Origin of the sequence: Pseudomonas sp. SWRI22, assembly GCF_014268395.2 — a bacterium.
Lineage (GTDB): Bacteria > Pseudomonadota > Gammaproteobacteria > Pseudomonadales > Pseudomonadaceae > Aquipseudomonas > Aquipseudomonas paracarnis.
The window spans coordinates 12,238-37,942 of the sequence record NZ_JABWQK020000001.1; the positions used below are offsets into that span (position 1 = coordinate 12,238).

Here is a 25,705-nt window from a genome sequence, read left to right on the forward strand (position 1 = left end):
AGACCTCACCGCGTTACCCATAACAAGATAAGGACGGCACCTATGAGCGCTTTAACCTTGAAACTCGCCACCCAACTGGCCACCCAGGCCCTTACTGCAGGCCGCACCATTTCGGCTGCGCCACTGACCATCGCCGTGCTCGACAGCGGCGGCCACCTGGTCACCCTGCAACGCGAAGACGGCGCCAGCCTGCTACGCCCGCAAATCGCTATCGGCAAGGCCTGGGGCGCCATTGCCCTGGGCAAGGGTTCACGTTTGCTGGCGCTGGACGCCCAACAGCGCCCGGCGTTTATCGCGGCGTTGAACAGCCTGGGGCAGGGCAGCGTCGTGCCGGCGCCGGGTGGGGTGTTGATTCGGGATCAGAGCGGCATGGTGCTGGGCGCGATCGGGATCAGCGGGGACACGTCCGATATTGACGAGCAGTGTGCGATCACGGCGATAGAAGGAGTGGGGTTGATGGCGGATGCGGGGGCGTCGGCTTGAATCGTTCTGACTGTGAGTAAGCTATCGCAGGCAAGCCAGCTCCCACATTGGCGGTGTTCACAAATTCAACTGTGTGAGTGCAATCAGTGTGGGAGCTGGCTTGCCTGCGATAGCCTCGCCGCGGTCTATCAATCCGGCTCACACCCCTTGAGCACCAACCGAATAATCGTCTGCGCCGCCGCCTCATAATCGGCCTCATCCAGCTTGGCCTTGCCGGTTACCGCCGAGATCTGCCAGTCGAAATCGGCATAGGTCTGGGTGGCTGCCCAGATGCTGAACATCAGGTGGTTGGGGTCGATCGCGGCGATCAGGCCACGGTCAACCCAGCTCTGAATGCAGTCGATATTGTGCTTGGCCTGAGCGTTGAGCTGCTCAACCTGGTCGGCGCTCAGGTGTGGGGCGCCGTGCATGATTTCGCTGGCGAACACCTTGGAGGCGAACGGCAGGTCGCGGGAGATGCGGATTTTGGAGCGGATGTAGTTGCTCAATACTTCCTTGGGCTCGCCTTCGGGGTTGAACGGCGTGGAGGCGGCCAGGATCGGCTCGATAATGCTTTCGAGCACCTCGCGGTAAAGGTTGTCCTTGGACTTGAAGTAGTAATAGACGTTGGGCTTGGGCAGCCCGGCCTTGGCGGCGATGTCGCTGGTTTTGGTCGCGGCGAAGCCCTTGTCGGCAAACTCCTCGCTCGCCGCCCGCAGGATTTTTTCTTTGTTGCGCTCGCGAATGCTGCTCATAAACCAGACGTTTCCTTGCCATGACAGGCGGTTGCGCATGGTAGCACCGGCCATCCGCAAGCCTCAACAATCTGCCCGCAAGGTCCCGCGCCGCGCTATGCTCGCGCCATCTCTCTCTAACGGAAGTCCGGTTCATGGCAGGAAGCAGCTTGTTGGTGTTGATCGACGATATCGCGGCGGTACTCGATGACGTCGCGCTGATGACAAAAATGGCCGCCAAGAAGACATCGGGCGTGCTGGGCGATGACCTCGCGCTGAATGCCCAGCAGGTCTCCGGCGTGCGCGCCGAGCGAGAAATCCCGGTGGTGTGGGCGGTGGCCAAGGGCTCGTTTATCAACAAGCTGATCCTGGTGCCGACGGCCCTGTTGATCAGCGCCTTTGCACCCTGGGCGGTGATACCGCTGTTGATGCTCGGCGGCGCCTACCTGTGTTTCGAGGGCTTCGAAAAACTCGCGCACAAATTCCTGCACAGCCAGGCTGAAGATCAAGCCGAACACGCACAGTTGGCTGAAGCTGTGGCCGACCCGGCAACCGATCTGGTGGCATTCGAGAAAGACAAGATCAAGGGCGCGATCCGTACCGACTTTATTCTTTCCGCCGAAATCATTGCCATCACCCTCGGCATCGTCGCCGACGCGCAGCTCACGCAGCAGGTGATCGTGCTGTCGGGTATCGCCATTGTCATGACCATCGGCGTATATGGATTGGTGGCCGGTATCGTCAAGCTCGACGACCTGGGGCTGTGGCTGACGCAGAAGCCGGGCCAGGTGGCGCGCAGTATTGGCGGCGCGATTCTGAGTGCGGCCCCCTACATGATGAAGAGCTTGTCGGTGATCGGCACGGCGGCGATGTTCATGGTTGGTGGCGGTATCCTCACCCATGGCGTGCCCGTGGTGCATCACTGGATCGAAACCGTGAGCCAGAGCACCGGCGCGTTCGCGTGGCTGATGCCAACGCTGCTAAATGCAGTGGCGGGTATCATCGCCGGCGCAGTCGTCCTGGCAGTGGTCAGCGTGGCAGGTAAAGGTTGGAAAGCACTGCGAGGGTGAAACCGCAGGCATAAAAAAGGCCATTCAATCGAATGGCCTTTTTTTATCGCTGCTGTTTACTCGGCGATCTGCAACTTGCGCGATTCGGTGTAGATATACCGCACCTTCTCATACTCGAACGGCGAGTTCATCTGGCCGTAGCGGAAGCTGGTCTGGTAGCGCTTGTCGACGGCGCGCAGGGCCCAGACTTCCGGATGGTTGGAGCTGACTTCAGACACGTTGAGGAAGTTGATCTGCGATTCGGCGCTGTAGTCCACCAGCAGGCCGCCGGTATCACGCAGGTTCGACGGCCCGAAAATCGGCAGCATCAGGTAGGCGCCACCCGGTACACCGTAGAAGCCCAGGGTCTGGCCGAAGTCTTCGCTCTGGCGCGGCAGGCCCATGGCGGTGGCCGGGTCCCACAGGCCCGCGATGCCAATGGTGGTGTTGACCAGCAGGCGCCCGGTGGTTTCCAGCGAGCGGTGGCCCTTGAGCTGCAACAAGCTGTTCATCAGGTTGGGCACATCGCCCAGGTTGTTGAAGAAGTTGCTCACGCCGGTGCGCAGAAAGCTCGGCGTGACATAGCGGTAACCGTTCACCACCGGCAGGAACACCCACTGGTCGAAGCGATAGTTGAAGTGGTACACGCGGCGGTTCCACGACTCCAGTGGGTCGTAGACGTTGAGCGCGGTGAGCGTGGAACGCTCGAATTCGCGCTGGTCCAAGCCTGGGTTGAACTTGAGCTTGGTCAGCGGCTCCTTGAAGCCGTCGGCATCGACCTTGACGGGTTCTTGGGCCTTGCTGTTGTCGGCATTGGCCACGCCTGCGCACATCAGTGCGGCGAGCAGCAGAAGATATTTAGCCACGGAAGAACTCCAGCATGGCGTCGGCGTTGACGCGGTAATTGAGGTTGCCGCAGTGGCCGCCCAGCGGGTAGACGGTCAAGCGATCGCCGAAAGTTTTACGCAGGAAGCCCAGGTCGCCAGGGCCGAGGATCACGTCGTCGGCGTTATGCATCACGGCGATTTTCGGGCTGTCGCGCAGGTAGTCCTTGAGGGCGTAGAGGCTGACCTGGTCGATCAGTTGCAGCAGGCTGCCGCCATCGGAACGCGCGCGCCACATCGGGATCACTTGTTCGGTGAGGTAGCAGTCGAAGTCACACTGCAGGGCACGCTTGAGGAACGGCGTGAGGCTGGTGCCTTCGGTAATCGGGTACTTGGGCGGAATAATCAGGCCACGTCGGTTGATCAAGTCCGAAGTGAAGGCAATGTCGGCGGCCGAGAAGCGGAACGAGGTGCCGATCAGCATGGCCATCTGTTCGTTGGTCAGGTGCTGCTTGGACTGCTGGAAGTCATAAAGCAGGGCATCGTTGAGGTCGATGTAGCCTTTTTGCTGGAAGTAACGCGTCAGTTTGCTCAGCACCAACTCATAGAAGGTGGTGCTGTTGTTGATGCCCTTGACCTCGGTCTGTACCAGCTTGTCGAGGTTGGTAATCGAGGTGTAGAGGTTGACCGGCGGGTTGAGCAGCAGCACTTTCTTGAAGTTGAAGCTGCGGCGGGTTTCATCCAGCTTGCTGACAAACGCCGCATCCAGGGCGCCCAGGCTGTAGCCGGTGAGGTAGAAATCGGTCACGGGCAACGAGGCGTTCTGCGCGCGTACGGCTTGCATCACGCGGTACATGTCTTCGGCGTCTTCCTGGGTGATGCCCGGGGTGGCGAAGCGCGAAGCGGCGCTGATGAAGTCGAAGCTGGTTGGCGAGGAGAGCTGCACCACATGGTAGCCGGCCTGGTAATACAGCTTTTTCAGGTATTCGTTGATGCTGCTGTCAAAGCGTGCACCGGTGCCGGCGATCAGGAAGATCAAAGGCGCGGCGCGGTCCTGCTTGGCAATGCGGTAGGTGAGTTTCTTCACCGCCCAGAAATTGTCCGGCAGGCTGAACTCGCGCTCGGGGCGCATCGTCAGGGTGTAGTCGGACTGGGTGATCTCGTCATCGGTCGGCAGGGTTGGCCGCAGATCGGGAGGTGTGGTGGCGATGGTCGCTTCGAACGGGTTGGTCAAAGGGTAGCCATAGCTGGCTTGGTCGATATCGACGGCCAGTGCTGACGCACTCAAAAATAGGCTGCCCAGCAAGGCAGCACAGCGCAAGGAACGGAGCATGACTTAATCCCTAAGAGGAACGGGCTGAATGAAGTTCGCAGGCTATGACCACCGCCTTGTCACCGAAGTGCCAGCACTCGGCACGAAAAGTCGGAAAAAACGTCGGAATCGGGGTAATAGTAGCGAGACGATACACTTTGCCATGCTTTGTTGAACAGATATCTGTGCGAACACCTTGCTAACGGCCGCCGTGGGATTAAGCTGGGCGCCGTTTTTGCCTATCGGAGTGCCCCATGTCCCGTCGTTTGCCGTTGATCCTGCTGCTTATTGCCCTGCCGTTATGGCTGGCCGCCAGTTATGCCGCACGCTATGGCTTCATGGAGGATGGGCAATGGGTTGGCATCTGCGCTGATGAGGCCAGCCGCTGGGAATGCCAGGTGCGTTCGAACCTGGGTTTGATGATTCATTTCAAGCTGCTGGGGTGGGCGGCGTTGATCACTTCGGTGCTGGGCTTTTTTGTACCGGGGCGTGCGGGGTGGGCGTTGGCGGTGGTGGGGTTGGTGTTCGGGTTGCCGGCGCTGGCGCTGTACAACACGACGTTTGCGGTGTTTGCGGTGGTGATTGCGGGGTTGCGGTTGGTCAGGAAGCCTCGCGGCGCCTGATGTGGCCTCATCGCAGGCAAGCCAGCTCCCACAGTTGACTGTGTTCACACATTTCTATCTGTGAGCGCGGTCAAATGTGGGAGCTGGCTTGCCTGCGATAGCGGTGTTACGCCTTGCGCACTCGCAAGCAACGCCACAAAGCCGCAACCATCAGCACGCTGACCACTGCCCAACCCCAGGCCTGCTGATTCAACAGCCCTTCACGGTACAACTGCGGCGCAACGCCGGCACCGATGATAAAGGCCAGCAACGCAATCTCCCGACGTGGCCCGGTCACCGGGCGTATCAGGTACACCAGGGCCGGCAACACCAGCGCTGCGCTTGGAAAGCTGCGATAGCGCGGGTCAAACACCAGCGCCAGCATCATCACCGCACCGGCAAACCCGGCAATTACCATCAACCAGCCGGCGCGCTGCTCCAGCCAGTTGAACCCGCGCTCACGCCAGCCTTGCCGGGCGCTGAGGGCCAGGGCGGCATGAGCCAGCACCAGCAGGTTCAAGACCACCAGCAAGCCTGCCCATAGCCATTCATCGTTGAAACGCGCGGTAACGCGGGTCAGTTCGGCCCAACTGCCGATGGAGCACGCTGCGACGGCCCCTAGCAACGGCAGTATTAACGCAGAGCGAGTGCTGCGAACGCGGCCGCCGAGCACCAGGGTGCCCAGCAGGATGAGCCCGCCGACGCCCAGCCACAGCCGCCAGTACGGCACATTGGTCACCGGGCCGGCGAGGATACCTTTGTCCTGACGGTCTGCATCGAACAGCCCCCAGTAACCACCCACAGCCCCTTCACTCGCACGTTTCCATGGCTGGTCAAAGGCTTCGATCAGGTTGTAGCGCCAGCCATTGGCTTCGGCCATGGCCACGAAGCCGCGCATGAACCTGGCCTCATTGACCCGGCTGGGCACGGCGGTTTCGCGCTGCCGACCTTCGCTGGGCCAGCCGGTTTCGCCGATCACGATGTCCTTGGGCGCGAATTTATGGCCGAAGGTCTGGCGCACATCGCCCACGTGCTTGAGCGCCTGGTCGATGCCGGACGGCTCATCTTCCCAATACGGCAACAGGTGAATGGTCAGGAAGTCCACCGCAGGCTCGATTTCCGGGTGTTGCAACCAGAACTCCCAGACATCGGCATAGGTGACGGGCTGCTTGATCTGGCTTTTAACCTGATGGATCAGCGCCACCAGTTGCTTGGCGGTGACTTCCTTGCGCAGCAGGGCTTCGTTGCCGACGATCACCGAGGTCACCACGTCCGGGCTGGCGTTGGCCGCCGCGATCAACTCGTTGATCTCTTTTTCGGTCGCCACGGGGTCGCTGCTGACCCAGGCCCCGGCCATCACTTTCAACCCATGCTTGCGCGCCATGTCCGGCAGGGCCTCCAGGCCGGTCATGGAGTAGGTGCGAATGCATTCAAAGCGCGTAGCCAGTAGCGCGAGGTCGGCGTCCATGCGCTCGGGGCGCAACGCGAACGGTTGATCGAATGGGGATTGGTCTTTGTCGAACGGTGTGTAGGACGCACATTGCAGCTTATGGCTGGCGCTGGCGACGTCTGGCAACACCACGGGCCGGCCGAGGCCGTACCAGTAGCCGACAAGGGCAAGCACGCCGAGGATCAAGGCGAAGAAATAGGGCAGGGCAGGGAAGCGGGCAGTCGCGGGCATGGTCGGCTTATCTGGGGGAGCAAAGGCGCGCATCTTACCCGGATTTGCCGCAGCCCTGTGGGGCTGCATAATTTTGACATGCAAACTTCGGGCGGGATTCTGGCGATAACGCCTACAAAGCATCCTGCTGGCGATGTGATGTCGTTTCCTGCTCAACCAAGGTCGCTGACAGAGCAGGGCAAATGCCTACGCAGGTTGAAGATAAAACTGTCAGTACTCCACTGATGCCTCAGCAACCGGATCGATGCGCGTGAAGGGGGCGCGGTGCACCCTATAACAACAGTTTGACGTCGCTCGGCATCCGTCGGGCGCAGCACTTTCGGGGAAGTACTATGAAGATGCGACGACTCTTGGGCGCAGCTGCCACTCTGGTAGTTGCGATGGGCTCCACACTGGCCAGTGCCGACAGCAAGACCCTGAGCATCGGCTACGTGGACGGCTGGTCCGACAGCGTGGCCACTACTCATGTGGCGGCAGAGGTGATCAAGCAAAAGCTCGGCTACGACGTAAAACTGCAAGCGGTTGCCACCGGGATCATGTGGCAGGGCGTCGCCACCGGCAAACTCGATGCCATGCTTTCCGCCTGGCTACCTGTAACCCACGGTGAATACTGGACCAAGAACAAGGACAAGGTGGTCGACTACGGCCCCAACTTCAAAGACGCCAAGATCGGCCTGATCGTGCCTGAATACGTCAAGGCCAAGTCCATTGAAGACCTCAAGACCGATACCACCTTCAAAAACAAGATCGTCGGCATCGACGCCGGTTCGGGCGTAATGCTCAAGACCGACGAAGCCATCAAGCAATATGGCCTGGACTACAAACTGCAAGCCAGCTCGGGTGCGGCGATGATTGCCGAACTGACCCGCGCCGAAGACAAGCAGGAGTCGATTGCGGTCACCGGTTGGGTGCCGCACTGGATGTTCGCCAAGTGGAAACTGCGTTTCCTGGACGACCCAAAAGGGATTTATGGTGCTGCTGAAACCGTCAACAGCATCGGCAGCAAGGGCCTGGAGAAGAAAGCGCCGGAAGTCGCAGCCTTCCTGAAGAAATTCCAGTGGGCCTCCAAGGATGAAATCGGTGAAGTCATGCTGGCGATTCAAGAAGGCGCCAAGCCGGACGCCGCGGCCAAGGACTGGGTAGCCAAGCACCCCGAGCGCGTCGCCGAATGGACTGCTAAATAACCCCGCCCCAATTGTAGGAGCGAGCTTGCTCGCGAAGAACGCACAGGCACCGCGATCATCCAGAATGAACGCGTTATCGTTGACGTTTTTCGCGAGCAAGCTCGCTCCTACACTTTTTACAAATCCTCGCTAAGCTCGATCTACTACTAAGGTCGTCTGGAACCCATTGCGCAGCCGCATACAGTGGATACGTTCCAAAATAATAAAAAGCTGTGCTGCGAGGATAAAAACAATGAACGACAGCATTTACCTCTCGATTCAAAACAGCCCGCGTTTCAAGGAGCTGGTCAGGAAAAGGGAAAGGTTCGCCTGGATTCTCTCGGCGATCATGCTAGGGCTTTACTCCGCTTTCATCCTGTTGATTGCCTACGGGCCACAAGTGCTGGGGGCCAAGATCAGCCCCGGTTCCTCGATTACCTGGGGTATTCCCCTGGGCGTCGGGCTGATTGTGTCGGCCTTCATTCTCACCGGCATCTACGTGCGTCGGGCCAACGGCGAATTTGACGACCTGAACAATGCGATTCTCAAGGAGGCTGCGCAATGATCCGGCGTCTATTGGCTCTATTCGGTGCTTCGCTGTTGGCTCCGGCCGTTTGGGCGGCGGACGCATTGACCGGTGAAGTGCACAAGCAACCGCTGAACGTCTCGGCCATTGTGATGTTCGTCGCGTTTGTCGGCGCCACCCTGTGCATCACTTATTGGGCGTCCAAGCGCAACAAGTCGGCGGCGGACTACTATGCGGCGGGCGGCAAGATCACCGGTTTCCAGAACGGTCTGGCGATTGCCGGTGACTACATGTCGGCGGCGTCCTTCCTGGGGATTTCCGCGTTGGTGTTCACCTCCGGTTACGACGGCTTGATCTACTCGATCGGCTTCCTTGTGGGCTGGCCGATCATTCTGTTCCTGATCGCCGAGCGCTTGCGTAACCTGGGCAAATACACCTTTGCCGACGTGGCGTCCTATCGCCTGGGGCAAACCCAGATCCGCAGCCTGTCGGCGTGTGGCTCGCTGGTGGTGGTGGCGTTCTACCTGATCGCGCAGATGGTTGGCGCGGGCAAGCTGATCCAGCTGCTGTTTGGCCTTGATTACCATGTGGCGGTGATCCTGGTGGGTATCCTGATGTGCATGTACGTGCTGTTCGGCGGCATGTTGGCGACCACCTGGGTGCAGATCATCAAGGCGGTACTGTTGCTGTCCGGTGCCTCGTTCATGGCGCTGATGGTGATGAAGCACGTCAACTTCGACTTCAATATGCTGTTCTCCGAGGCGATCAAGGTTCACCCCAAAGGTGAAGCGATCATGAGCCCCGGCGGCCTGGTGAAAGACCCGATCTCGGCATTCTCCCTGGGCCTGGCACTGATGTTCGGTACCGCTGGCCTGCCGCACATCCTGATGCGCTTCTTCACGGTGAGCGACGCCAAGGAAGCGCGTAAGAGCGTTCTGTACGCAACCGGCTTCATCGGCTACTTCTATATCCTGACCTTCATCATCGGTTTCGGTGCGATCCTGCTGGTCAGCACCAACCCGGCGTTCAAGGATGCAGCGGGCGCCTTGCTCGGTGGTAACAACATGGCGGCGGTGCACCTGGCCAACGCGGTGGGTGGCAGTATCTTCCTGGGCTTCATCTCGGCCGTGGCGTTTGCCACCATCCTGGCGGTGGTTGCCGGCTTGACCCTGGCGGGTGCTTCGGCGGTGTCCCATGACCTGTATGCCAGCGTGATCAAGAAAGGCAAGGCCAACGAGAAAGATGAGATTCGCGTGTCGAAGATCACCACCGTAGCCTTGGGTGTATTGGCCATCGGCCTGGGTATCCTGTTCGAAAGCCAGAACATTGCGTTCATGGTCGGCCTGGCGTTCTCCATCGCTGCCAGCTGTAACTTCCCGGTGCTGCTGCTTTCCATGTACTGGAAAAACCTCACCACCCGCGGCGCCATGATTGGCGGCTGGCTGGGCTTGATCAGCGCCGTGGGCTTGATGATCCTCGGCCCGACCATCTGGGTGTCGATCCTGCACCATGAAAAGGCGATCTTCCCGTACGAGTACCCGGCGCTGTTCTCGATGATCATTGCGTTCGTCGGCATCTGGTTCTTCTCCATCACCGACAAGTCGGCGGCGGCAGAGAAAGAGCGTGCGCTGTACTTCCCGCAGTTCGTGCGTTCGCAGACTGGCCTGGGGGCGAGTGGGGCGGTTAATCACTAAGTCGTCAGCTGCATAAGAGATACCCCGGTCGTAAGGCTGGGGTATTTTTTTTGCCTGGGCTGGCCTCATCGCGGCATTGGCATCTACACAACGTTGTAGGTTGTAGCAGCCAACGGTAACCACGATGCGAAGCGAGCCGCTCTTGATCTTGATCTGCTTTTGATCTTAGGCGCCCCGTTAAACCACGCTGGCCGGAATTCGACAGGGATTTGGGGGGTAAACCGGCAGGGATGCCGGTTTAGCCGCCCCGCGCCATGGATGGCGCGTGGCGGCGGCCCCCCAAATCACTGGCGGATTACGGGCACACCGAGCCTAGGCGAGGTGCCGAGTGGTGGGGCAAGAGCGTTTTGCTTACTTTTGCGCTTTTCAAAAGTAAGCCGCCGTCAGGGCGGAACCCTAGGTGGCCGTTACCTAAATAACGGATATGTACCCGGTCCAACTGTGTTGACTGTTAGGCCGCCTTCGCGAGCAAGCCCGCTCCCACAGTTGGGTCGTGGGGCGTCAGGTAAATAGGTGTCGGCTGTCAGGCCGCTATCGCAGGCAAGCCCGCTCCCACATTTGGATGGTGGTGTGTCAGGTAGATAAGCGCCAGCTATAAGGCCGTCACGGGAGCAAGCTCCCTCGCCACAGGCTCAGCGTCGCACCAAAGTTGTGTAGATTCGCGGGCCAGCCAGGCTGTGTGAGCCCGGTCAACTGTGGCTGGCTTGCCTGCGATGGCGGTAGATCAGGCCACACAAACAAAAACGGCCTCCACTAAGGGAGGCCGTTCTCAGTACAAACAAGCAGTCAAGTGCTTACTTGCGATCTTCCAGCTTGGTGATGTCACGCGACTCGTAGCCGGTGTACAGCTGGCGCGGGCGGCCAATCTTGTACGGGCTGGAGAGCATTTCTTTCCAGTGGGAGATCCAGCCCACGGTCCGCGCCAGGGCGAAGATCACGGTGAACATGCTGGTTGGAATGCCGATCGCCTTGAGGATGATCCCCGAGTAGAAGTCGACGTTCGGGTACAGCGAGCGTTCGATGAAGTACGGGTCGGTCAGGGCGATCTCTTCCAGGCGCATGGCCAGTTCGAGTTGCGGATCGTTCTTGATGCCCAGTTCCTTCAACACTTCGTCGCAGGTCTGCTTCATGACGGTAGCGCGCGGGTCGCGGTTCTTGTAGACCCGGTGACCGAAGCCCATCAACTTGAACGGATCGTTCTTGTCCTTGGCCTTGGCGATGAAGGTGTCGATGTTGGACACATCGCCGATTTCATCGAGCATGGTCAATACGGCTTCGTTCGCACCGCCGTGGGCAGGGCCCCACAGTGCGGCGATACCGGCGGCAATACAGGCGAACGGGTTGGCACCCGAAGAGCCCGCCAGGCGCACGGTAGAGGTGGAAGCGTTCTGCTCGTGGTCGGCGTGGAGGATGAAGATCCGGTCCATGGCCTTGGCGAGCACCGGGCTGATCGGTTTGATCTCGCACGGGGTGTTGAACATCATGTGCAGGAAGTTTTCCGCGTACGTCAGGTCGTTGCGCGGGTACATCATGGGTTGGCCCATGGAGTACTTGTAAACCATTGCGGCCAGGGTAGGCATCTTGGCAACCAGGCGGATCGCGGAAATTTCGCGATGCTGCGGGTTATTGATGTCCAGGGAGTCGTGATAGAAGGCCGACAGGGCGCCTACTACACCGCACATGACGGCCATCGGGTGGGCGTCGCGACGGAAGCCGTTGAAGAAGGTCTTCAACTGCTCGTGAACCATGGTGTGGTTCTTCACGGTGCTGACGAACTGGGCTTTCTGCTCGGCTGTTGGCAATTCGCCATTTAGCAGCAGGTAGCAGGTTTCCAGGTAGTCCGACTTTTCAGCCAGTTGCTCGATCGGGTAGCCGCGATGAAGCAGAATGCCATTGTCACCATCGATATAGGTGATCTTCGACTCGCAGGAAGCGGTCGACATGAAGCCTGGGTCGAAAGTAAAACGGCCCGTGGCCGTCAGGCCCCGTACGTCGATAACATCGGGACCAACGGTGCCGGTTAAAATGGGCAGCTCGACGGGGGCTGCGCCCTCGATGATCAACTGCGCTTTTTTGTCAGCCATGTGGCCTCCTATTTATGCTTCAAATCATCAGACAGACCCCCCACGCAGGGCCCGCACCACTATATTGATATAAATCCAGATGTCAATTTGCCTAAAGTCTTGCGCCAGAAGGCTTTAACCGTACTTTTTCGTCGAAATTGACTGCCATTTACGCCTTTTATCCCGCCAGCGCAATCAGCTATTAGGGTGAGGTGTGCGCGTTGTCATTAGTAACCTAACTGTCTATACTCGGCCACCGACCGCCAAGGGCTTTTGGGCTTGCTTTCATTGGGGGTCGCACTCCCTGGGTGGTGCTTACCTGACCAGTCGCACTCCCCAACAACTTTGCCCTGATTGTTAGGGGCTCTTCAGTGTGAAAAAAAGCCGTGAATAGCCAACGACCTGTAAACCTAGACCTAAGGACCATCAAACTCCCCATCACCGGCGTTACGTCGTTCCTGCACCGTGTTTCCGGCATCATCCTGTTCCTGGGCTTGGGCATCATGCTTTATGCATTGAGCAAATCCCTGGGTTCCGAGGAAGGATACGCCGAGGTGAAGGCATGCTTGACCAGCCCGCTGGCCAAGTTCGTAGCATGGGGCCTCCTGTCCTCTCTTCTGTATCACCTGGTAGCCGGTGTGCGCCACTTGATCATGGACATGGGCATCGGTGAGACGCTGGAAGGCGGCCGCCTGGGCTCGAAAATCATCGTCGCCATTTCCGTGGTGCTGATCGTTCTGGCAGGAGTTTGGATATGGTAACCAGCGTAACGAATCTGTCGCGTTCGGGCCTCTATGACTGGATGGCACAGCGTGTGTCTGCGGTCGTTCTCGCGGCTTATTTCATTTTCCTGATCGGATACCTCGTCGCAAACCCGGGCATAGGCTATGAGCAATGGCACGGCCTGTTTTCCCACAATGCGATGCGAATCTTCAGTCTGCTGGCCCTTGTAGCCCTGGGCGCTCACGCCTGGGTCGGCATGTGGACCATCGCGACTGACTACCTGACGCCGATGGCGCTGGGCAAGTCCGCGACTGCAGTACGTTTCCTCTTCCAGGCAGTATGCGGCGTTGCGATGTTCGCTTACTTCGTCTGGGGTGTGCAGATTCTTTGGGGTATCTGATTCATGGCTAACATTCCAACTATTTCATTCGACGCCATCATTATTGGTGGCGGCGGTGCTGGCATGCGCGCTGCGCTGCAGCTGGCCCAGGGCGGTCACAAGACTGCTGTGATCACCAAGGTGTTCCCGACGCGCTCGCACACCGTATCGGCCCAGGGTGGCATCACCTGCGCCATTGCCTCCGCCGACCCGAACGATGACTGGCGCTGGCACATGTACGATACCGTCAAGGGTTCCGACTACATCGGTGACCAGGACGCTATCGAATACATGTGTCAGGAAGGCCCGGCCGCGGTGTTCGAGCTGGACCACATGGGTCTGCCGTTCTCCCGTACCGAGCAAGGCCGTATCTACCAGCGTCCATTCGGCGGCCAGTCCAAGGACTACGGTAAAGGCGGGCAGGCTGCCCGTACCTGCGCTGCGTCCGACCGTACCGGTCACGCGCTGCTGCACACCCTTTATCAGGGCAACCTGAAAGCCGGTACCACGTTCCTGAACGAGTACTACGCGGTAGACCTGGTCAAGAACGCACAAGGCGAGTTCGTCGGTGTGATCGCCATCTGCATCGAAACCGGTGAAACCACCTACATCCGCGCCAAGGCTACTGTGCTGGCGACCGGTGGTGCAGGTCGTATCTACGCGTCGACCACCAATGCCCTGATCAACACCGGTGACGGCGTCGGCATGGCTCTGCGTGCTGGCGTACCGGTACAAGACATCGAAATGTGGCAGTTCCACCCGACCGGCATCGCCGGCGCCGGTGTACTGGTGACCGAAGGTTGCCGTGGTGAAGGTGGTTACCTGATCAACAAGCACGGCGAGCGTTTCATGGAGCGTTATGCTCCGAACGCCAAAGACTTGGCGGGTCGTGACGTTGTGGCTCGTTCGATGGTTAAAGAGATCATCGCCGGTAACGGCTGTGGCCCGAATGGCGACCACGTACTGCTCAAGCTCGATCACCTGGGCGAAGAAGTGCTGCACAGCCGCCTGCCTGGTATCTGCGAGCTGTCCAAGACCTTTGCCCACGTTGACCCGGTAGTTGCTCCGGTTCCGGTGGTTCCAACTTGCCACTATATGATGGGCGGCGTGCCGACCAACATTCACGGCCAGGCAATCACCCAGAACGCCGAAGGCGAGGACGAGATCATCCATGGTCTGTTCGCGGTAGGCGAAGTGGCTTGCGTATCGGTTCACGGTGCCAACCGCCTGGGCGGCAACTCGCTGCTTGACCTGGTGGTATTCGGTCGCGCGGCCGGCCTGCACCTGGAAAAAGCGCTGACTGACGGCATCGAATACGATGACGCCACCGACGCCAACATCGAAGCTGCCCTGGCGCGTCTGAACGCTCTGAACGAGCGCACTGATGGCGAAGACGTAGCAACCCTGCGTCGCGAGCTGCAAAGCTGCATGCAGAACTACTTCGGTGTGTTCCGTACCGGCGAATACATGCAGAAGGGTATTGCCCAGCTGGCCGACCTGCGCAAGCGCATCGCCAACGTCAAGATCAACGATAAGAGCCAGGCGTTCAACACCGCTCGTATCGAAGCCCTTGAACTGCAAAACCTGCTGGAAGTGGCTGAAGCGACGGCGATCGCCGCCGAGGTTCGTAAAGAATCCCGTGGTGCTCACGCTCGTGAAGACTTCGAAGATCGCGACGACGAAAACTGGTTGTGCCACACCCTGTACTTCCCGGGTGACAAGCGCGTAACCAAGCGTGCCGTGAACTTCTCGCCGAAGACGGTACCGACGTTTGAACCGAAGATTCGGACTTACTAAGGGTGGCTGCCATGTTGAAAGTCAGTGTTTATCGCTACAACCCTGATCAGGACGCTGCGCCGTTCATGCAGGAATTCCAGGTCGATACCGGTGGTAAAGACCTGATGGTGCTGGATGTACTGGCACTGATCAAAGAGCAGGACGAGGGTTTCTCCTATCGTCGCTCTTGCCGTGAAGGTGTGTGCGGTTCCGACGGCATGAACATCAACGGCAAAAACGGCCTGGCGTGCATCACGCCGCTGTCCGCCGTGGTCAAAGGCAACAAGCTGATCGTTCGTCCGCTGCCAGGTTTGCCGGTTATCCGTGACCTGGTCGTCGATATGAGCATCTTCTACAAGCAATACGAGAAAGTTAAGCCGTTCCTGCAGAACGACACGCCGGCTCCGGCCATCGAGCGTCTGCAGTCCCCGGAAGAACGTGAAAAGCTCGATGGCCTGTACGAGTGCATCCTGTGCGCTTGCTGCTCGACATCCTGCCCGTCCTTCTGGTGGAACCCGGACAAGTTCCTGGGTCCAGCTGCGCTGCTGCAAGCCTACCGCTTCCTGGCAGACAGTCGCGACACCAAGACGTCCGAGCGTCTGGCTTCGCTGGATGACCCGTTCAGCGTATTCCGCTGCCGCGGGATCATGAACTGCGTCAACGTATGTCCTAAAGGCCTGAACCCGACTAAGGCCATTGGTCACATCCGTAACATGCTGCTACAGAGCGGCGTGTAACTGACGTTGTAGTAAAAGCAGGACCGTTGTGCCCGTAAATGCTGCGGCGCAGGCTTCAACCGGCGCCGTAGTTTTAACTTGAGCAGCGACTTACAAAGCCGCGGCTCTTATTTTGAAGAAATGAGACAAGCAGGGGCATTCGGGTTGGTACCCGAACTATCAGCGTGATCCTAAGTGGCTTGTTTTGGTCGCTGCACTTGGCCTTTTGCAAGCAAACTCGGTGTTTTCGCCGGTGGTGTCCCCAAATCGAGGGTGACCAAGCATGCAAGAAAGCGTGATGCAGCGCATGTGGAACAGCGGCTATCTTTCAGGTGGTAACGCTGCCTATGTGGAAGAGCTTTATGAGCTCTACCTGCACGACCCTAACGCTGTGCCAGAAGAATGGCGCACCAAATTTCAGACGTTGTCTTCAGACGGCAACGCTGCCACCGATGTATCGCACGCAACAATTCGCGATCAGTTCGTGCTGCTGGCAAAGAACCAGCGCCGCGCCCAACCGGTTTCCGCCGGCAGCGTGAGCAGTGAGCATGAGAAGAAGCAAGTTGAAGTACTGCGACTGATCCAGGCCTACCGTATGCGTGGCCACCAGGCAGCCCAGCTTGACCCGCTGGGGCTGTGGCAGCGTCCTGCACCTGCAGACCTGTCGATCAATCATTACGGCTTGACCAATGCCGATCTTGATACGACCTTCCGTGCCGGCGACCTGTTCATCGGCAAAGAGGAAGCGAGCCTACGCGAAATTCACGAAGCGTTGCAGCAGACATATTGCCGCACCATCGGCGCTGAATTTACGCACATCACCGATTCCGAGCAGCGCCAGTGGTTCCAGCACCGCCTGGAAGGCGTGCGTGGCCGTCCGGTATTGTCCGCCGATGTGCGCGGCCACCTGCTGGAGCGCGTGACCGCGGCCGAAGGCCTCGAGAAATACCTGGGCACCAAATACCCAGGCACCAAGCGTTTCGGCCTGGAAGGCGGCGAAAGCCTGATTCCGATGCTCGACGAGCTGATCCAGCGTTCCGGTTCCTATGGTACCAAGGAAATCGTGATCGGCATGGCTCACCGTGGTCGCCTGAACGTGTTGGTCAACACCTTCGGCAAGAACCCGCGTGAGCTGTTCGACGAGTTCGAAGGCAAGAAGAAGGTCGAGCTGGGTTCCGGTGACGTTAAATACCACCAGGGCTTCTCGTCCAACGTGATGACCACCGGCGGTGAAGTTCACCTGGCCATGGCATTCAACCCCTCCCACCTGGAAATCGTTTCGCCAGTGGTCGAGGGTTCGGTGCGTGCTCGCCAGGATCGTCGTAACGACGCCACCGGTGAGAAAGTGCTGCCGATTTCCATCCACGGTGACGCGGCATTCGCCGGTCAAGGCGTGGTCCTGGAAACGTTCCAGATGTCGCAGACTCGCGGCTTCAAGACCGGCGGTACCGTTCACATCGTCATCAACAACCAGGTGGGCTTTACCATCAGCAACCCGTTGGATGCGCGCTCCACCGAGTACGCCACCGACGTTGCCAAGATGATCCAGGCGCCGATCCTCCATGTGAATGGCGATGATCCGGAAGCCGTGCTGTTCGTGACCCAACTGGCTGTCGACTACCGCATGCAGTTCAAGCGTGACGTGGTCATCGACCTGGTTTGCTACCGCCGTCGCGGTCACAACGAAGCGGACGAGCCAAGCGGCACCCAGCCGTTGATGTACCAGCAGATCACCAAGCAGCGCACCACCCGTGAGCTGTACGCCGAAAGCCTGACCAAGGCCGGCGTGGTTGACGATGCGCGTGTTCAGGCGAAAGTCGACGAATACCGCAACGCGCTGGACAACGGCCTGCATGTAGTGAAAAGCCTGGTCAAGGAGCCGAACAAAGAGCTGTTCGTTGACTGGCGCCCATACCTGGGTCACACCTGGACTGCACGTCACGATACCTCGTTCGATTTGAAGACGTTGCAGGAACTGTCCGCCAAGCTGCTGGAAATTCCCGAAGGCTTTGTCGTACAGCGCCAGGTTGCGAAGATCTACGAAGACCGTCAGAAGATGCAAGCTGGCGGCCTGCCGATCAACTGGGGTTACGCCGAAACCATGGCGTACGCGACCCTGGCGTTCGAAGGTCACCCGATCCGCATGACCGGCCAGGACATCGGCCGCGGTACGTTCTCGCACCGTCATGCTGTATTGCACAACCAGAAAGACGCGGGCACCTACATCCCGTTGCAGAACCTGTACGAAGGCCAGCCACGTTTCGACCTGTACGATTCGTTCCTGTCCGAAGAAGCCGTACTGGCGTTCGAATACGGTTACTCGACCACCACGCCGAACGCGCTGGTGATCTGGGAAGCCCAGTTCGGCGACTTCGCCAACGGTGCCCAGGTGGTTATCGACCAGTTCATCACCAGCGGCGAGCACAAGTGGGGCCGTCTGTGCGGTCTGACCATGCTGCTGCCACACGGTTATGAAGGTCAGGGCCCGGAGCACTCCTCGGCCCGTCTGGAGCGTTACCTGCAACTGTGCGCCGAGCACAACATTCAGGTGTGCGTGCCGACGACCCCGGCCCAGATCTACCACTTGCTGCGCCGCCAGGTGATCCGTCCGCTGCGCAAGCCGCTGGTGGTGCTGACGCCGAAGTCGCTGTTGCGTCACAAACTGGCCGTTTCGACCCTGGAAGATCTGGCCCAAGGTTCGTTCCAGACCGTGATTCCAGAGATCGATACGCTGGACGCCGCCAAGGTCACTCGCCTGATCCTGTGCAGCGGCAAGGTCTACTACGATCTGCTGGAAAAACGCCGTGCCGAAGGCCGCGAAGACATCGCCATCGTGCGTATCGAGCAGCTTTATCCGTTCCCGGAAGATGACCTCATGGAGATCATCGCGCCTTACACCAACCTCACGAACGTAGTGTGGTGTCAGGAAGAACCGATGAACCAGGGCGCCTGGTACAGCAGCCAGCATCATCTGCGTCGCAGCATCGGCAACCACAACAAGGCCTTGGTCCTTGAGTACGCCGGTCGTGATGCTTCTGCTGCACCTGCCTGTGGTTATGCGTCGATGCACGCCGAGCAGCAGGAAAAACTGCTGCAAGATGCTTTCACTGTTTAACGCCTTCGCGCTGACTGAAACCGAATTTTAAGGACCTACAGATAATGGCTATCGAAATCAAAGCCCCGTCATTCCCGGAATCGGTTGCCGATGGCACCGTTGCCACTTGGCACAAGAAACCAGGCGAGGCCGTCAAGCGTGACGACCTGATCGTCGACATCGAGACCGACAAAGTCGTTCTGGAAGTATTGGCCGAAGCTGACGGCGTGCTGGGCGCGATCGTTGCTGAAGAGGGCGCTACCGTTCTGTCGAACCAGGTACTGGGCTCGATCGAAGAGGGCAGCGCTGCTGCAGCGCCTGCTCCTGCCGCTGCTGCACCGGCTGCTTCGGCGCCTGCCGCTGCGCCGGCAGCCGGTGGCGAAGATCCAATCGCTGCTCCGGCTGCGCGTCAACTGGCTGAAGAAAACGGCATCAACCTGGCTTCCATCAAGGGCACCGGCAAAGATGGCCGTGTGACCAAGGAAGACGTGGTTGCCGCAGTTGAAGCCAAGAAGAACGCTCCGGCTGCCGCACCTGCCAAGGCTGCAGCGCCTGCTGCCGCTGCGCCTGTGTTTGCCGCTGGCGACCGCACCGAGAAGCGCGTACCGATGACTCGCGTACGTGCCACCGTGGCCAAGCGCCTGGTTGAAGCTCAGTCGAACATGGCGATGCTGACCACCTTCAACGAAGTCGACATGACCGAAGTCATGGCCCTGCGTTCGAAGTACAAGGACCTGTTCGAGAAGTCCCACAACGGCGTGCGCCTGGGCTTCATGTCGTTCTTCGTGAAAGCGGCCACCGAAGCGCTGAAGCGCTTCCCGGCAGTCAACGCTTCCATCGACGGCGGCGACATCGTTTACCACGGCTACGCAGATATCGGCGTTGCCGTCTCCAGCGACCGTGGCCTGGTGGTTCCAGTCCTGCGTAACGCCGAGCTGATGAGCCTGGCCGAAATCGAAGGCGGCATCGCTGGCTTCGGCAAGAAAGCCCGTGACGGCAAGCTGACCATCGACGAGATGACCGGCGGTACCTTCACCATCACCAACGGTGGTACCTTCGGTTCGATGATGTCGACGCCGATCGTCAACCCACCGCAAGCCGCGATCCTGGGCATGCACAACATCATCCAGCGTCCGATGGCCATCAACGGCCAGGTCGTGATCCGCCCAATGATGTACCTGGCACTGTCTTACGATCACCGCCTGATCGACGGTAAAGAAGCCGTGACGTTCCTGGTGACCATCAAGAACCTGCTGGAAGACCCGGCTCGCCTGCTCCTGGATATTTGATTGGAGCAGCTTCAAGTTGCGAGCTGCAAGCTGCAAGTAAACGCAGTTTGGCTTGCAGCTTGTGGCTTGACGCTTGAAGCTAATAGAGGATCTATTTCATGACACAGAAATTTGACGTTGTAGTGATTGGTGCAGGCCCTGGCGGCTATGTTGCCGCCATCAAGGCTGCGCAACTGGGCCTCTCCACTGCTTGCATCGAAAAATACACCGACAAGGAAGGCAAACTGGCGCTGGGCGGTACTTGCCTGAACGTGGGTTGCATTCCGTCCAAGGCGCTGCTGGACAGCTCCTGGAAATTCCACGAAGCCCAAGACGGCTTCGCGATCCACGGCATCAACCATGCTGGCGTGACCATGGACGTACCAGCAATGGTCGGCCGTAAAGCCAACATCGTCAAAGGCCTGACTTCCGGCGTTGCGACCTTGTTCAAGGCCAACGGCGTTACTTCGATTCAAGGCCACGGCAAGCTGCTGGCCGGCAAGAAAGTTGAAGTCACCAAGCCAGACGGTTCGGTTGAAGTCATCGAAGCCGAAAACGTGATCCTGGCGCCAGGTTCGCGTCCAATCGACATTCCGCCTGCTCCTGTTGATAACAACGTGATCGTTGATTCGACCGGCGCCCTGGAATTCCAGGCTGTGCCTAAGCGCCTGGGCGTGATCGGCGCTGGCGTCATCGGTCTGGAGCTGGGCTCGGTATGGTCGCGCCTTGGCGCTGAAGTCACCGTGCTGGAAGCCCTGGACACGTTCCTGCTGGCGGCTGACACTGCAGTCTCCAAGGAAGCGCTGAAAACCCTGACCAAACAAGGTCTGGACATCAAGCTTGGCGCCCGTGTTACCGGTTCCAAGGTCAACGGCGAAGAAGTCGTGGTGACCTACACCGATAAAGACGGCGAGCAGACCATCACCTTCGACAAGCTGATCGTTGCCGTTGGTCGCCGCCCAGTGACCAATGACCTGTTGGCTTCCGACAGCGGCGTGAACATCGACGAGCGTGGTTTCATCCACGTTGACGATCATTGCGCTACCACCGTGCCTGGCGTCTATGCCATTGGCGACGTGGTTCGTGGCATGATGCTGGCCCACAAGGCTTCCGAAGAGGGCATCATGGTTGTCGAGCGCATCAAGGGTCACAAGACCCAGATGAACTACGACCTGATCCCATCGGTTATCTACACCCACCCGGAAATTGCATGGGTCGGCAAGAACGAACAGCAGTTGAAAGCTGAAGGCGTTGAAGTTAACGTCGGCACCTTCCCGTTTGCCGCTTCTGGCCGTGCCATGGCAGCCAACGACACCGGTGGTTTTGTCAAAGTCATCGCTGATGCCAAGACTGACCGCGTTTTGGGCGTCCACGTAATTGGCCCAAGCGCTGCAGAACTGGTTCAGCAAGGCGCGATCGGCATGGAATTCGGCACCAGTGCCGAGGACTTGGGCATGATGGTCTTCTCCCATCCGACCCTGTCCGAAGCGTTGCACGAAGCAGCGTTGGCAGTGAATGGCGGCGCCATCCACATCGCCAACCGCAAGAAGCGCTAAGCGAGATAATAAGAAACCACGGCGGAGTTGCCCGTCGTGAGCCTTGCGCGCAAGACTCACCGCGGAATATCCGCTGGACGCAGCCTTGCGCAGCTTTACGGGCCATAAGCCCCGCAAGTTGCGCAAGCAGCAGTCACAGGTGGCGCGGCACTCATAATGAGCGCAGCGCCGAATGCGCAGTACCTAACGAAGACGGTAAAAAGCATGAATCTTCACGAGTATCAGGGTAAGCAGCTGTTCGCTGAATACGGCCTGCCAGTTTCCAAGGGCTACGCAGTAGACACCCCGGAAGCAGCAGCAGAAGCTTGCGACAAAATCGGCGGCAGCGAGTGGGTTGTCAAAGCCCAGGTCCACGCCGGTGGTCGCGGTAAAGCGGGCGGCGTCAAGCTGGTTCGCAGCAAAGAAGACGCCAAGGCCTTCGCACAGCAGTGGCTGGGCAAGCGTCTGGTGACTTACCAGACTGATGCCAATGGCCAACCAGTCACCAAGATCCTGGTTGAATCGTGCACTGATATCGCTAAAGAGCTGTACCTGGGCGCTGTCGTTGACCGTTCGAGCCGTCGCATCGTGTTCATGGCTTCCACCGAAGGTGGCGTGGACATCGAGAAAATCGCTCACGAAACCCCAGAAAAAATTCTGAAGGCCACTATCGATCCACTGGTTGGCGCTCAGCCATTCCAGGGTCGCGAGCTGGCTTTCCAGCTGGGCCTGGAAGGCAAGCAAGTTGCCCAGTTCGCCAAGATCTTCGTAGGTCTGGCCAAACTGTTCCAGGATCACGATCTGGCCCTGCTGGAAGTGAACCCGCTGGTGATCAAGGCTGACGGCGATCTGCACTGCCTCGATGCCAAAATCAACATCGACGCCAACGCCATGTACCGTCAGCCTAAGCTGAAGACTTTCCACGATCCGTCGCAAGACGATCCGCGCGAAGCGCACGCTGCCAAGTTCGAACTGAACTACGTAGCCCTGGAAGGTAACATCGGCTGCATGGTCAACGGTGCCGGCCTGGCCATGGGTACCATGGACATCGTCAACCTGCATGGCGGCAAGCCAGCCAACTTCCTCGACGTAGGTGGTGGCGCTACCAAGGAACGCGTTACCGAAGCGTTCAAGATCATCCTGTCCGACTCCAACGTCGCCGCAGTACTGGTCAACATCTTCGGCGGCATCGTTCGTTGCGACATGATTGCCGAAGGCATCATCGGTGCAGTGAAAGAAGTCGGCGTTAAAATCCCGGTTGTTGTTCGCCTTGAAGGTAACAACGCTGAACTGGGCGCTAAAGTACTGGCAGAAAGCGGTTTGAACATCATCGCGGCTACCAGCCTGACCGACGCTGCTCAACAAGTTGTCAAAGCTGCGGAGGGCAAGTAATGAGCGTCCTGATCAATAAAGACACCAAAGTTATCTGCCAGGGTATTACCGGTTCGCAAGGTAGTTTCCACACCCAGCAAGCCATCGAATACGGCACCCAGATGGTTGGCGGCGTAACACCAGGCAAAGGCGGCACCGAGCACCTGGGCCTGCCCGTGTTCAACACCGTGAAAGAAGCGGTAGAAGCCACTGGCGCCACTGCCAGCGTGATCTACGTTCCAGCTCCTTTCTGCAAGGACTCGATCCTGGAAGCGGCGTTCGGCGGCATCAAGCTGATCGTCTGCATCACCGAAGGCATCCCTACCCTGGACATGCTGGACGCTAAAGTTAAGTGCGACGAGCTGGGCGTAGTCCTGATCGGCCCTAACTGCCCAGGCGTGATCACCCCAGGCGAATGCAAGATCGGCATCATGCCAGGTCACATTCACTTGCCAGGTAAAGTCGGTATCGTTTCCCGTTCCGGCACCCTGACCTACGAAGCTGTAAAGCAGACCACTGACGCCGGTTTCGGTCAGTCGACTTGCGTCGGCATCGGCGGTGACCCGATCCCAGGCTCCAACTTCATCGACATCCTGAAGCTGTTCCAGGAAGACCCGAAGACCGAAGCGATCGTGATGATCGGTGAGATCGGCGGTTCGGCTGAAGAAGAAGCGGCTGCCTACATCAAGGCACACGTGACCAAGCCGGTTGTTTCCTACATCGCTGGTGTGACTGCCCCTGCGGGCAAGCGCATGGGCCATGCTGGCGCAATCATCTCTGGCGGCAAAGGCACTGCAGACGAGAAATTCGCTGCACTGCAAGACGCAGGCGTTAAAACCGTGCGTTCGCTGGCAGACATCGGCAAGGCCCTGGCCGAGCTGACCGGTTGGGCTGTCAAGTAAGCCTCGCGCTTAGCTGACGCTTCACCACACAAAGGCCACCTTCGGGTGGCCTTTGTGCATTCTGTGTCTGCGATATGGCCCTTCTGTAGGAGCGAGCTTGCTCGCGAAAAACGTCAACGATAACGCGTGCTCTCTGAATGAACGCGGCGCCTGTGAGTTTTTCGCGAGCAAGCTCGCTCCTACAAATAAACTGTATGGGCAAATTAAGTATGAAAACGCGACATTCAAATGTCGCTTATCGGACAGTTCGCCCCGCAACAGTGCGTTTGTCAGCCTGATTCTGTACTCTAGCCGCCTCTTTATGCGTCCGCGTCCCAAAAGGAAGCTGCGCGCTAGACCGGTCGGTCCCCACAAGGGCCGGCAGCATTTCCCTCATCCATAGGGAAGCCCTCTCTAAATTCCGATTCAGTAGTGTGGTATTTCCTCAAATGAAAGTGTTGAAAAGCCAGGATATCCTGGCGCTGGGCTTTATGACCTTTGCCCTGTTCGTGGGCGCCGGCAACATCATCTTCCCGCCTATCGTGGGTTTGCAGTCCGGGCCGCATGTGTGGATGGCGGCGCTGGGCTTCCTGATCACCGCAGTCGGTTTGCCGGTGGTCACCGTGATCGCCCTGGCCAAGGTCGGTGGTGGCATGGACGCGCTGAGCAGCCCGATTGGCAAGATTGCCGGTGGCCTGCTGGCGGCAGCGGCCTACCTGGCAGTGGGCCCGCTGTTTGCGACCCCACGCACCGCAACAGTATCGTTTGAAGTGGGCCTGGCGCCCTTGACCGGTGAAAGCCCGTTGGCGTTGTTCCTCTACAGCTCGGTGTATTTCCTGGTGGTGTTCTTTGTCTCCCTGTATCCAGGGCGACTGCTGGACACCGTGGGCCGTTTCCTGGCGCCGCTGAAGATCATCGCCCTGGCTATCCTCGGTATCGCTGCGTTTGCCTTGCCCGCCGGTGAGGTGGGGGTTGCCACGCCGGAATACGTTGCCGCGCCGTTCTCCCAAGGCTTTATCAATGGTTACCTGACCATGGATACCCTGGGCGCCCTGGTGTTCGGCATTGTGATCGTCAACGCTATCCGCTCCCGTGGCGTCGAGTCGCCCAAGCTGATCACCCGTTACGCGATCATTGCCGGGCTGATTGCCGGCGTGGGCCTGGCACTGGTGTACGTCAGCCTGTTCCGTCTGGGTTCGGGCAGCCATGCCGTGGCCGCGGGTGCCAGCAATGGCGCGGCGGTACTGCACGCCTATGTGCAATACACGTTCGGCTCCCTGGGTAGTGGTTTCCTCGCCGTGCTGATTTCCCTGGCATGCCTGGTGACCGCCGTGGGCCTGACCTGTGCCTGCGCCGAGTACTTCAGTAAGATCCTGCCGCTGTCCTACAAGACCCTGGTGGTGATCCTGGCACTGTTCTCGCTGTTTGTGTCCAACCTGGGCTTGACCAAACTCATTGCCTTCTCGATCCCGGTGCTGACCGCGATCTACCCGCCGTGCATCGTGTTGGTGGCCTTGAGCTTCTGCAAAGGGTTCTGGCAGGAACAGGGCCGTATCGTCGGCCCGGTGATGCTGGTGTCGTTCATCTTTGGCTGCATCGACGCACTCAAGGGGGCGGGCCTGGCGGGTTGGATGCCTACGCAACTGGTAAACCTGCCGTTGAGCGAACAAGGCTTGGCGTGGCTGGTGCCGTCGGTGATGACGTTGGTGGTGGCTGTGGTGATCGACCGTATGCTGGGCAAGCGTAGCGAAGCGATCGCTTAAAACCTCTGACTTATACGCTGCAATTAAAAAGCCCCGGATCAAATGATCCGGGGCTTTTTTTGTACGCAGTGCCAAGCCAGGATGCCTGT

The 25,705-nt window shown here is 59.0% G+C and carries 21 protein-coding genes; 16 read left to right on the forward strand and 5 right to left on the reverse strand.

Annotated features, from left to right (window positions below; genetic code table 11):
- The first annotated feature begins 42 nt into the window (after positions 1-42).
- Positions 43-483 carry a heme-binding protein gene (locus HU730_RS00055; RefSeq protein ID WP_105226279.1) on the forward strand — a complete coding sequence of 147 codons (441 nt, stop codon included), beginning with the start codon at positions 43-45 and terminating at the stop codon, positions 481-483.
- Between the two features lie 128 nt (positions 484-611).
- Here the strand turns inward: HU730_RS00055 and HU730_RS00060 are convergent, their stop codons facing one another.
- A complete protein-coding gene (locus HU730_RS00060) occupies positions 612-1,217 on the reverse strand; it encodes a TetR/AcrR family transcriptional regulator (RefSeq protein WP_032897537.1) in 606 nt (201 codons plus the stop codon).
- Between the two features lie 134 nt (positions 1,218-1,351).
- On the opposite strand from HU730_RS00060, the gene HU730_RS00065 reads away from it, so the two are divergent.
- A complete protein-coding gene (locus HU730_RS00065) occupies positions 1,352-2,266 on the forward strand; it encodes a DUF808 domain-containing protein (protein WP_186526662.1) in 915 nt (304 codons plus the stop codon).
- Between the two features lie 56 nt (positions 2,267-2,322).
- Here HU730_RS00065 and HU730_RS00070 read toward each other — a convergent pair whose 3' ends face one another.
- A complete protein-coding gene (locus HU730_RS00070; protein WP_003189993.1) occupies positions 2,323-3,111 on the reverse strand; it encodes a VacJ family lipoprotein in 789 nt (262 codons plus the stop codon).
- Positions 3,104-4,402 (reverse strand): serine/threonine protein kinase, encoded by a 1,299-nt coding sequence (locus tag HU730_RS00075; RefSeq protein ID WP_032892643.1) that lies wholly within the window; start codon positions 4,400-4,402, stop codon positions 3,104-3,106. The genes HU730_RS00070 and HU730_RS00075 overlap by 8 nt, the downstream gene beginning before the upstream one ends.
- Positions 4,403-4,635: 233 nt before the next feature.
- On the opposite strand from HU730_RS00075, the gene HU730_RS00080 reads away from it, so the two are divergent.
- Positions 4,636-5,004, forward strand: a complete 369-nt coding sequence (locus HU730_RS00080; protein ID WP_014717724.1) for a hypothetical protein — start codon at positions 4,636-4,638, stop codon at positions 5,002-5,004.
- A 106-nt stretch (positions 5,005-5,110) separates the two neighbouring features.
- On the opposite strand, the gene HU730_RS00085 is transcribed toward HU730_RS00080, so the two are convergent.
- Complete coding sequence (locus tag HU730_RS00085) at positions 5,111-6,664, reverse strand: glycosyl hydrolase family 17 protein (RefSeq protein WP_186526663.1); 1,554 nt, start codon at positions 6,662-6,664, stop codon at positions 5,111-5,113.
- Between the two features lie 332 nt (positions 6,665-6,996).
- On the opposite strand from HU730_RS00085, the gene HU730_RS00090 reads away from it, so the two are divergent.
- The 3 genes from HU730_RS00090 (at position 6,997) to HU730_RS00100 (ending at position 10,047) form a co-directional block, all read left to right on the forward strand.
- On the forward strand, positions 6,997-7,848 hold the full coding sequence (locus HU730_RS00090) for a glycine betaine ABC transporter substrate-binding protein (RefSeq protein WP_003233255.1): 852 nt from the start codon (positions 6,997-6,999) through the stop codon (positions 7,846-7,848).
- Between the two features lie 232 nt (positions 7,849-8,080).
- Entirely contained in the window at positions 8,081-8,392 is a 312-nt protein-coding gene (locus tag HU730_RS00095; protein ID WP_003190001.1) for a DUF485 domain-containing protein, read from the forward strand.
- Positions 8,389-10,047 carry a cation acetate symporter gene (locus HU730_RS00100; RefSeq protein ID WP_044273012.1) on the forward strand — a complete coding sequence of 553 codons (1,659 nt, stop codon included), beginning with the start codon at positions 8,389-8,391 and terminating at the stop codon, positions 10,045-10,047. The genes HU730_RS00095 and HU730_RS00100 overlap by 4 nt, the downstream gene beginning before the upstream one ends.
- Before the next feature lie 794 nt (positions 10,048-10,841).
- Here the strand turns inward: HU730_RS00100 and gltA are convergent.
- The gene (gltA, locus tag HU730_RS00105) at positions 10,842-12,131 is read right to left on the reverse strand and encodes a citrate synthase (RefSeq protein WP_014717728.1); all 1,290 of its coding nucleotides are present in this window, start codon (positions 12,129-12,131) and stop codon (positions 10,842-10,844) included.
- 365 nt (positions 12,132-12,496) lie between these two features.
- On the opposite strand from gltA, the gene sdhC reads away from it, so the two are divergent.
- The 10 genes from sdhC (at position 12,497) to brnQ (ending at position 25,616) form a co-directional block, all read left to right on the forward strand.
- Complete coding sequence (gene sdhC / locus HU730_RS00110; RefSeq protein ID WP_014717729.1) at positions 12,497-12,871, forward strand: succinate dehydrogenase, cytochrome b556 subunit; 375 nt, start codon at positions 12,497-12,499, stop codon at positions 12,869-12,871.
- The gene (gene sdhD, locus HU730_RS00115) at positions 12,865-13,233 is read left to right on the forward strand and encodes a succinate dehydrogenase, hydrophobic membrane anchor protein (RefSeq protein ID WP_003172805.1); all 369 of its coding nucleotides are present in this window, start codon (positions 12,865-12,867) and stop codon (positions 13,231-13,233) included. The genes sdhC and sdhD overlap by 7 nt, the downstream gene beginning before the upstream one ends.
- A gap of 3 nt (positions 13,234-13,236) precedes the next feature.
- Positions 13,237-15,009, forward strand: coding sequence for a succinate dehydrogenase flavoprotein subunit (sdhA, locus tag HU730_RS00120; protein WP_010211741.1), 1,773 nt, complete (start codon positions 13,237-13,239; stop codon positions 15,007-15,009).
- An 11-nt stretch (positions 15,010-15,020) separates the two neighbouring features.
- Positions 15,021-15,725 (forward strand): succinate dehydrogenase iron-sulfur subunit, encoded by a 705-nt coding sequence (locus HU730_RS00125; RefSeq protein ID WP_003172807.1) that lies wholly within the window; start codon positions 15,021-15,023, stop codon positions 15,723-15,725.
- A 262-nt stretch (positions 15,726-15,987) separates the two neighbouring features.
- Complete coding sequence (locus HU730_RS00130; RefSeq protein ID WP_034127191.1) at positions 15,988-18,819, forward strand: 2-oxoglutarate dehydrogenase E1 component; 2,832 nt, start codon at positions 15,988-15,990, stop codon at positions 18,817-18,819.
- 44 nt (positions 18,820-18,863) lie between these two features.
- Positions 18,864-20,087 carry a 2-oxoglutarate dehydrogenase complex dihydrolipoyllysine-residue succinyltransferase gene (gene odhB / locus HU730_RS00135; RefSeq protein WP_034127192.1) on the forward strand — a complete coding sequence of 408 codons (1,224 nt, stop codon included), beginning with the start codon at positions 18,864-18,866 and terminating at the stop codon, positions 20,085-20,087.
- A 98-nt stretch (positions 20,088-20,185) separates the two neighbouring features.
- Complete coding sequence (gene lpdA, locus HU730_RS00140) at positions 20,186-21,622, forward strand: dihydrolipoyl dehydrogenase (protein WP_003190010.1); 1,437 nt, start codon at positions 20,186-20,188, stop codon at positions 21,620-21,622.
- Between the two features lie 204 nt (positions 21,623-21,826).
- A complete protein-coding gene (sucC, locus tag HU730_RS00145) occupies positions 21,827-22,993 on the forward strand; it encodes an ADP-forming succinate--CoA ligase subunit beta (protein WP_003190011.1) in 1,167 nt (388 codons plus the stop codon).
- A complete protein-coding gene (gene sucD, locus HU730_RS00150; RefSeq protein WP_003190013.1) occupies positions 22,993-23,874 on the forward strand; it encodes a succinate--CoA ligase subunit alpha in 882 nt (293 codons plus the stop codon). The genes sucC and sucD overlap by 1 nt, the downstream gene beginning before the upstream one ends.
- Before the next feature lie 428 nt (positions 23,875-24,302).
- A complete protein-coding gene (brnQ, locus tag HU730_RS00155; protein WP_003190014.1) occupies positions 24,303-25,616 on the forward strand; it encodes a branched-chain amino acid transport system II carrier protein in 1,314 nt (437 codons plus the stop codon).
- Positions 25,617-25,705 lie beyond the last annotated feature (89 nt).

Bases quoted from the DNA above. Each gene is read 5' to 3' on its own strand.
- HU730_RS00055 (WP_105226279.1), top strand. From the start codon at position 43: ATGAGCGCTTTAACCTTGAAACTCGCCACCCAACTGGCCACCCAGGCC.
- HU730_RS00060 (WP_032897537.1), bottom strand. From the start codon at position 1,217: ATGAGCAGCATTCGCGAGCGCAACAAAGAAAAAATCCTGCGGGCGGCG.
- HU730_RS00065 (WP_186526662.1), top strand. From the start codon at position 1,352: ATGGCAGGAAGCAGCTTGTTGGTGTTGATCGACGATATCGCGGCGGTA.
- HU730_RS00075 (WP_032892643.1), bottom strand. From the start codon at position 4,402: ATGCTCCGTTCCTTGCGCTGTGCTGCCTTGCTGGGCAGCCTATTTTTG.
- HU730_RS00080 (WP_014717724.1), top strand. From the start codon at position 4,636: ATGTCCCGTCGTTTGCCGTTGATCCTGCTGCTTATTGCCCTGCCGTTA.
- HU730_RS00085 (WP_186526663.1), bottom strand. From the start codon at position 6,664: ATGCCCGCGACTGCCCGCTTCCCTGCCCTGCCCTATTTCTTCGCCTTG.
- HU730_RS00090 (WP_003233255.1), top strand. From the start codon at position 6,997: ATGAAGATGCGACGACTCTTGGGCGCAGCTGCCACTCTGGTAGTTGCG.
- HU730_RS00095 (WP_003190001.1), top strand. From the start codon at position 8,081: ATGAACGACAGCATTTACCTCTCGATTCAAAACAGCCCGCGTTTCAAG.
- HU730_RS00100 (WP_044273012.1), top strand. From the start codon at position 8,389: ATGATCCGGCGTCTATTGGCTCTATTCGGTGCTTCGCTGTTGGCTCCG.
- gltA (WP_014717728.1), bottom strand. From the start codon at position 12,131: ATGGCTGACAAAAAAGCGCAGTTGATCATCGAGGGCGCAGCCCCCGTC.
- sdhD (WP_003172805.1), top strand. From the start codon at position 12,865: ATGGTAACCAGCGTAACGAATCTGTCGCGTTCGGGCCTCTATGACTGG.
- sdhA (WP_010211741.1), top strand. From the start codon at position 13,237: ATGGCTAACATTCCAACTATTTCATTCGACGCCATCATTATTGGTGGC.
- HU730_RS00125 (WP_003172807.1), top strand. From the start codon at position 15,021: ATGTTGAAAGTCAGTGTTTATCGCTACAACCCTGATCAGGACGCTGCG.
- HU730_RS00130 (WP_034127191.1), top strand. From the start codon at position 15,988: ATGCAAGAAAGCGTGATGCAGCGCATGTGGAACAGCGGCTATCTTTCA.
- odhB (WP_034127192.1), top strand. From the start codon at position 18,864: ATGGCTATCGAAATCAAAGCCCCGTCATTCCCGGAATCGGTTGCCGAT.
- lpdA (WP_003190010.1), top strand. From the start codon at position 20,186: ATGACACAGAAATTTGACGTTGTAGTGATTGGTGCAGGCCCTGGCGGC.
- sucC (WP_003190011.1), top strand. From the start codon at position 21,827: ATGAATCTTCACGAGTATCAGGGTAAGCAGCTGTTCGCTGAATACGGC.
- sucD (WP_003190013.1), top strand. From the start codon at position 22,993: ATGAGCGTCCTGATCAATAAAGACACCAAAGTTATCTGCCAGGGTATT.
- brnQ (WP_003190014.1), top strand. From the start codon at position 24,303: ATGAAAGTGTTGAAAAGCCAGGATATCCTGGCGCTGGGCTTTATGACC.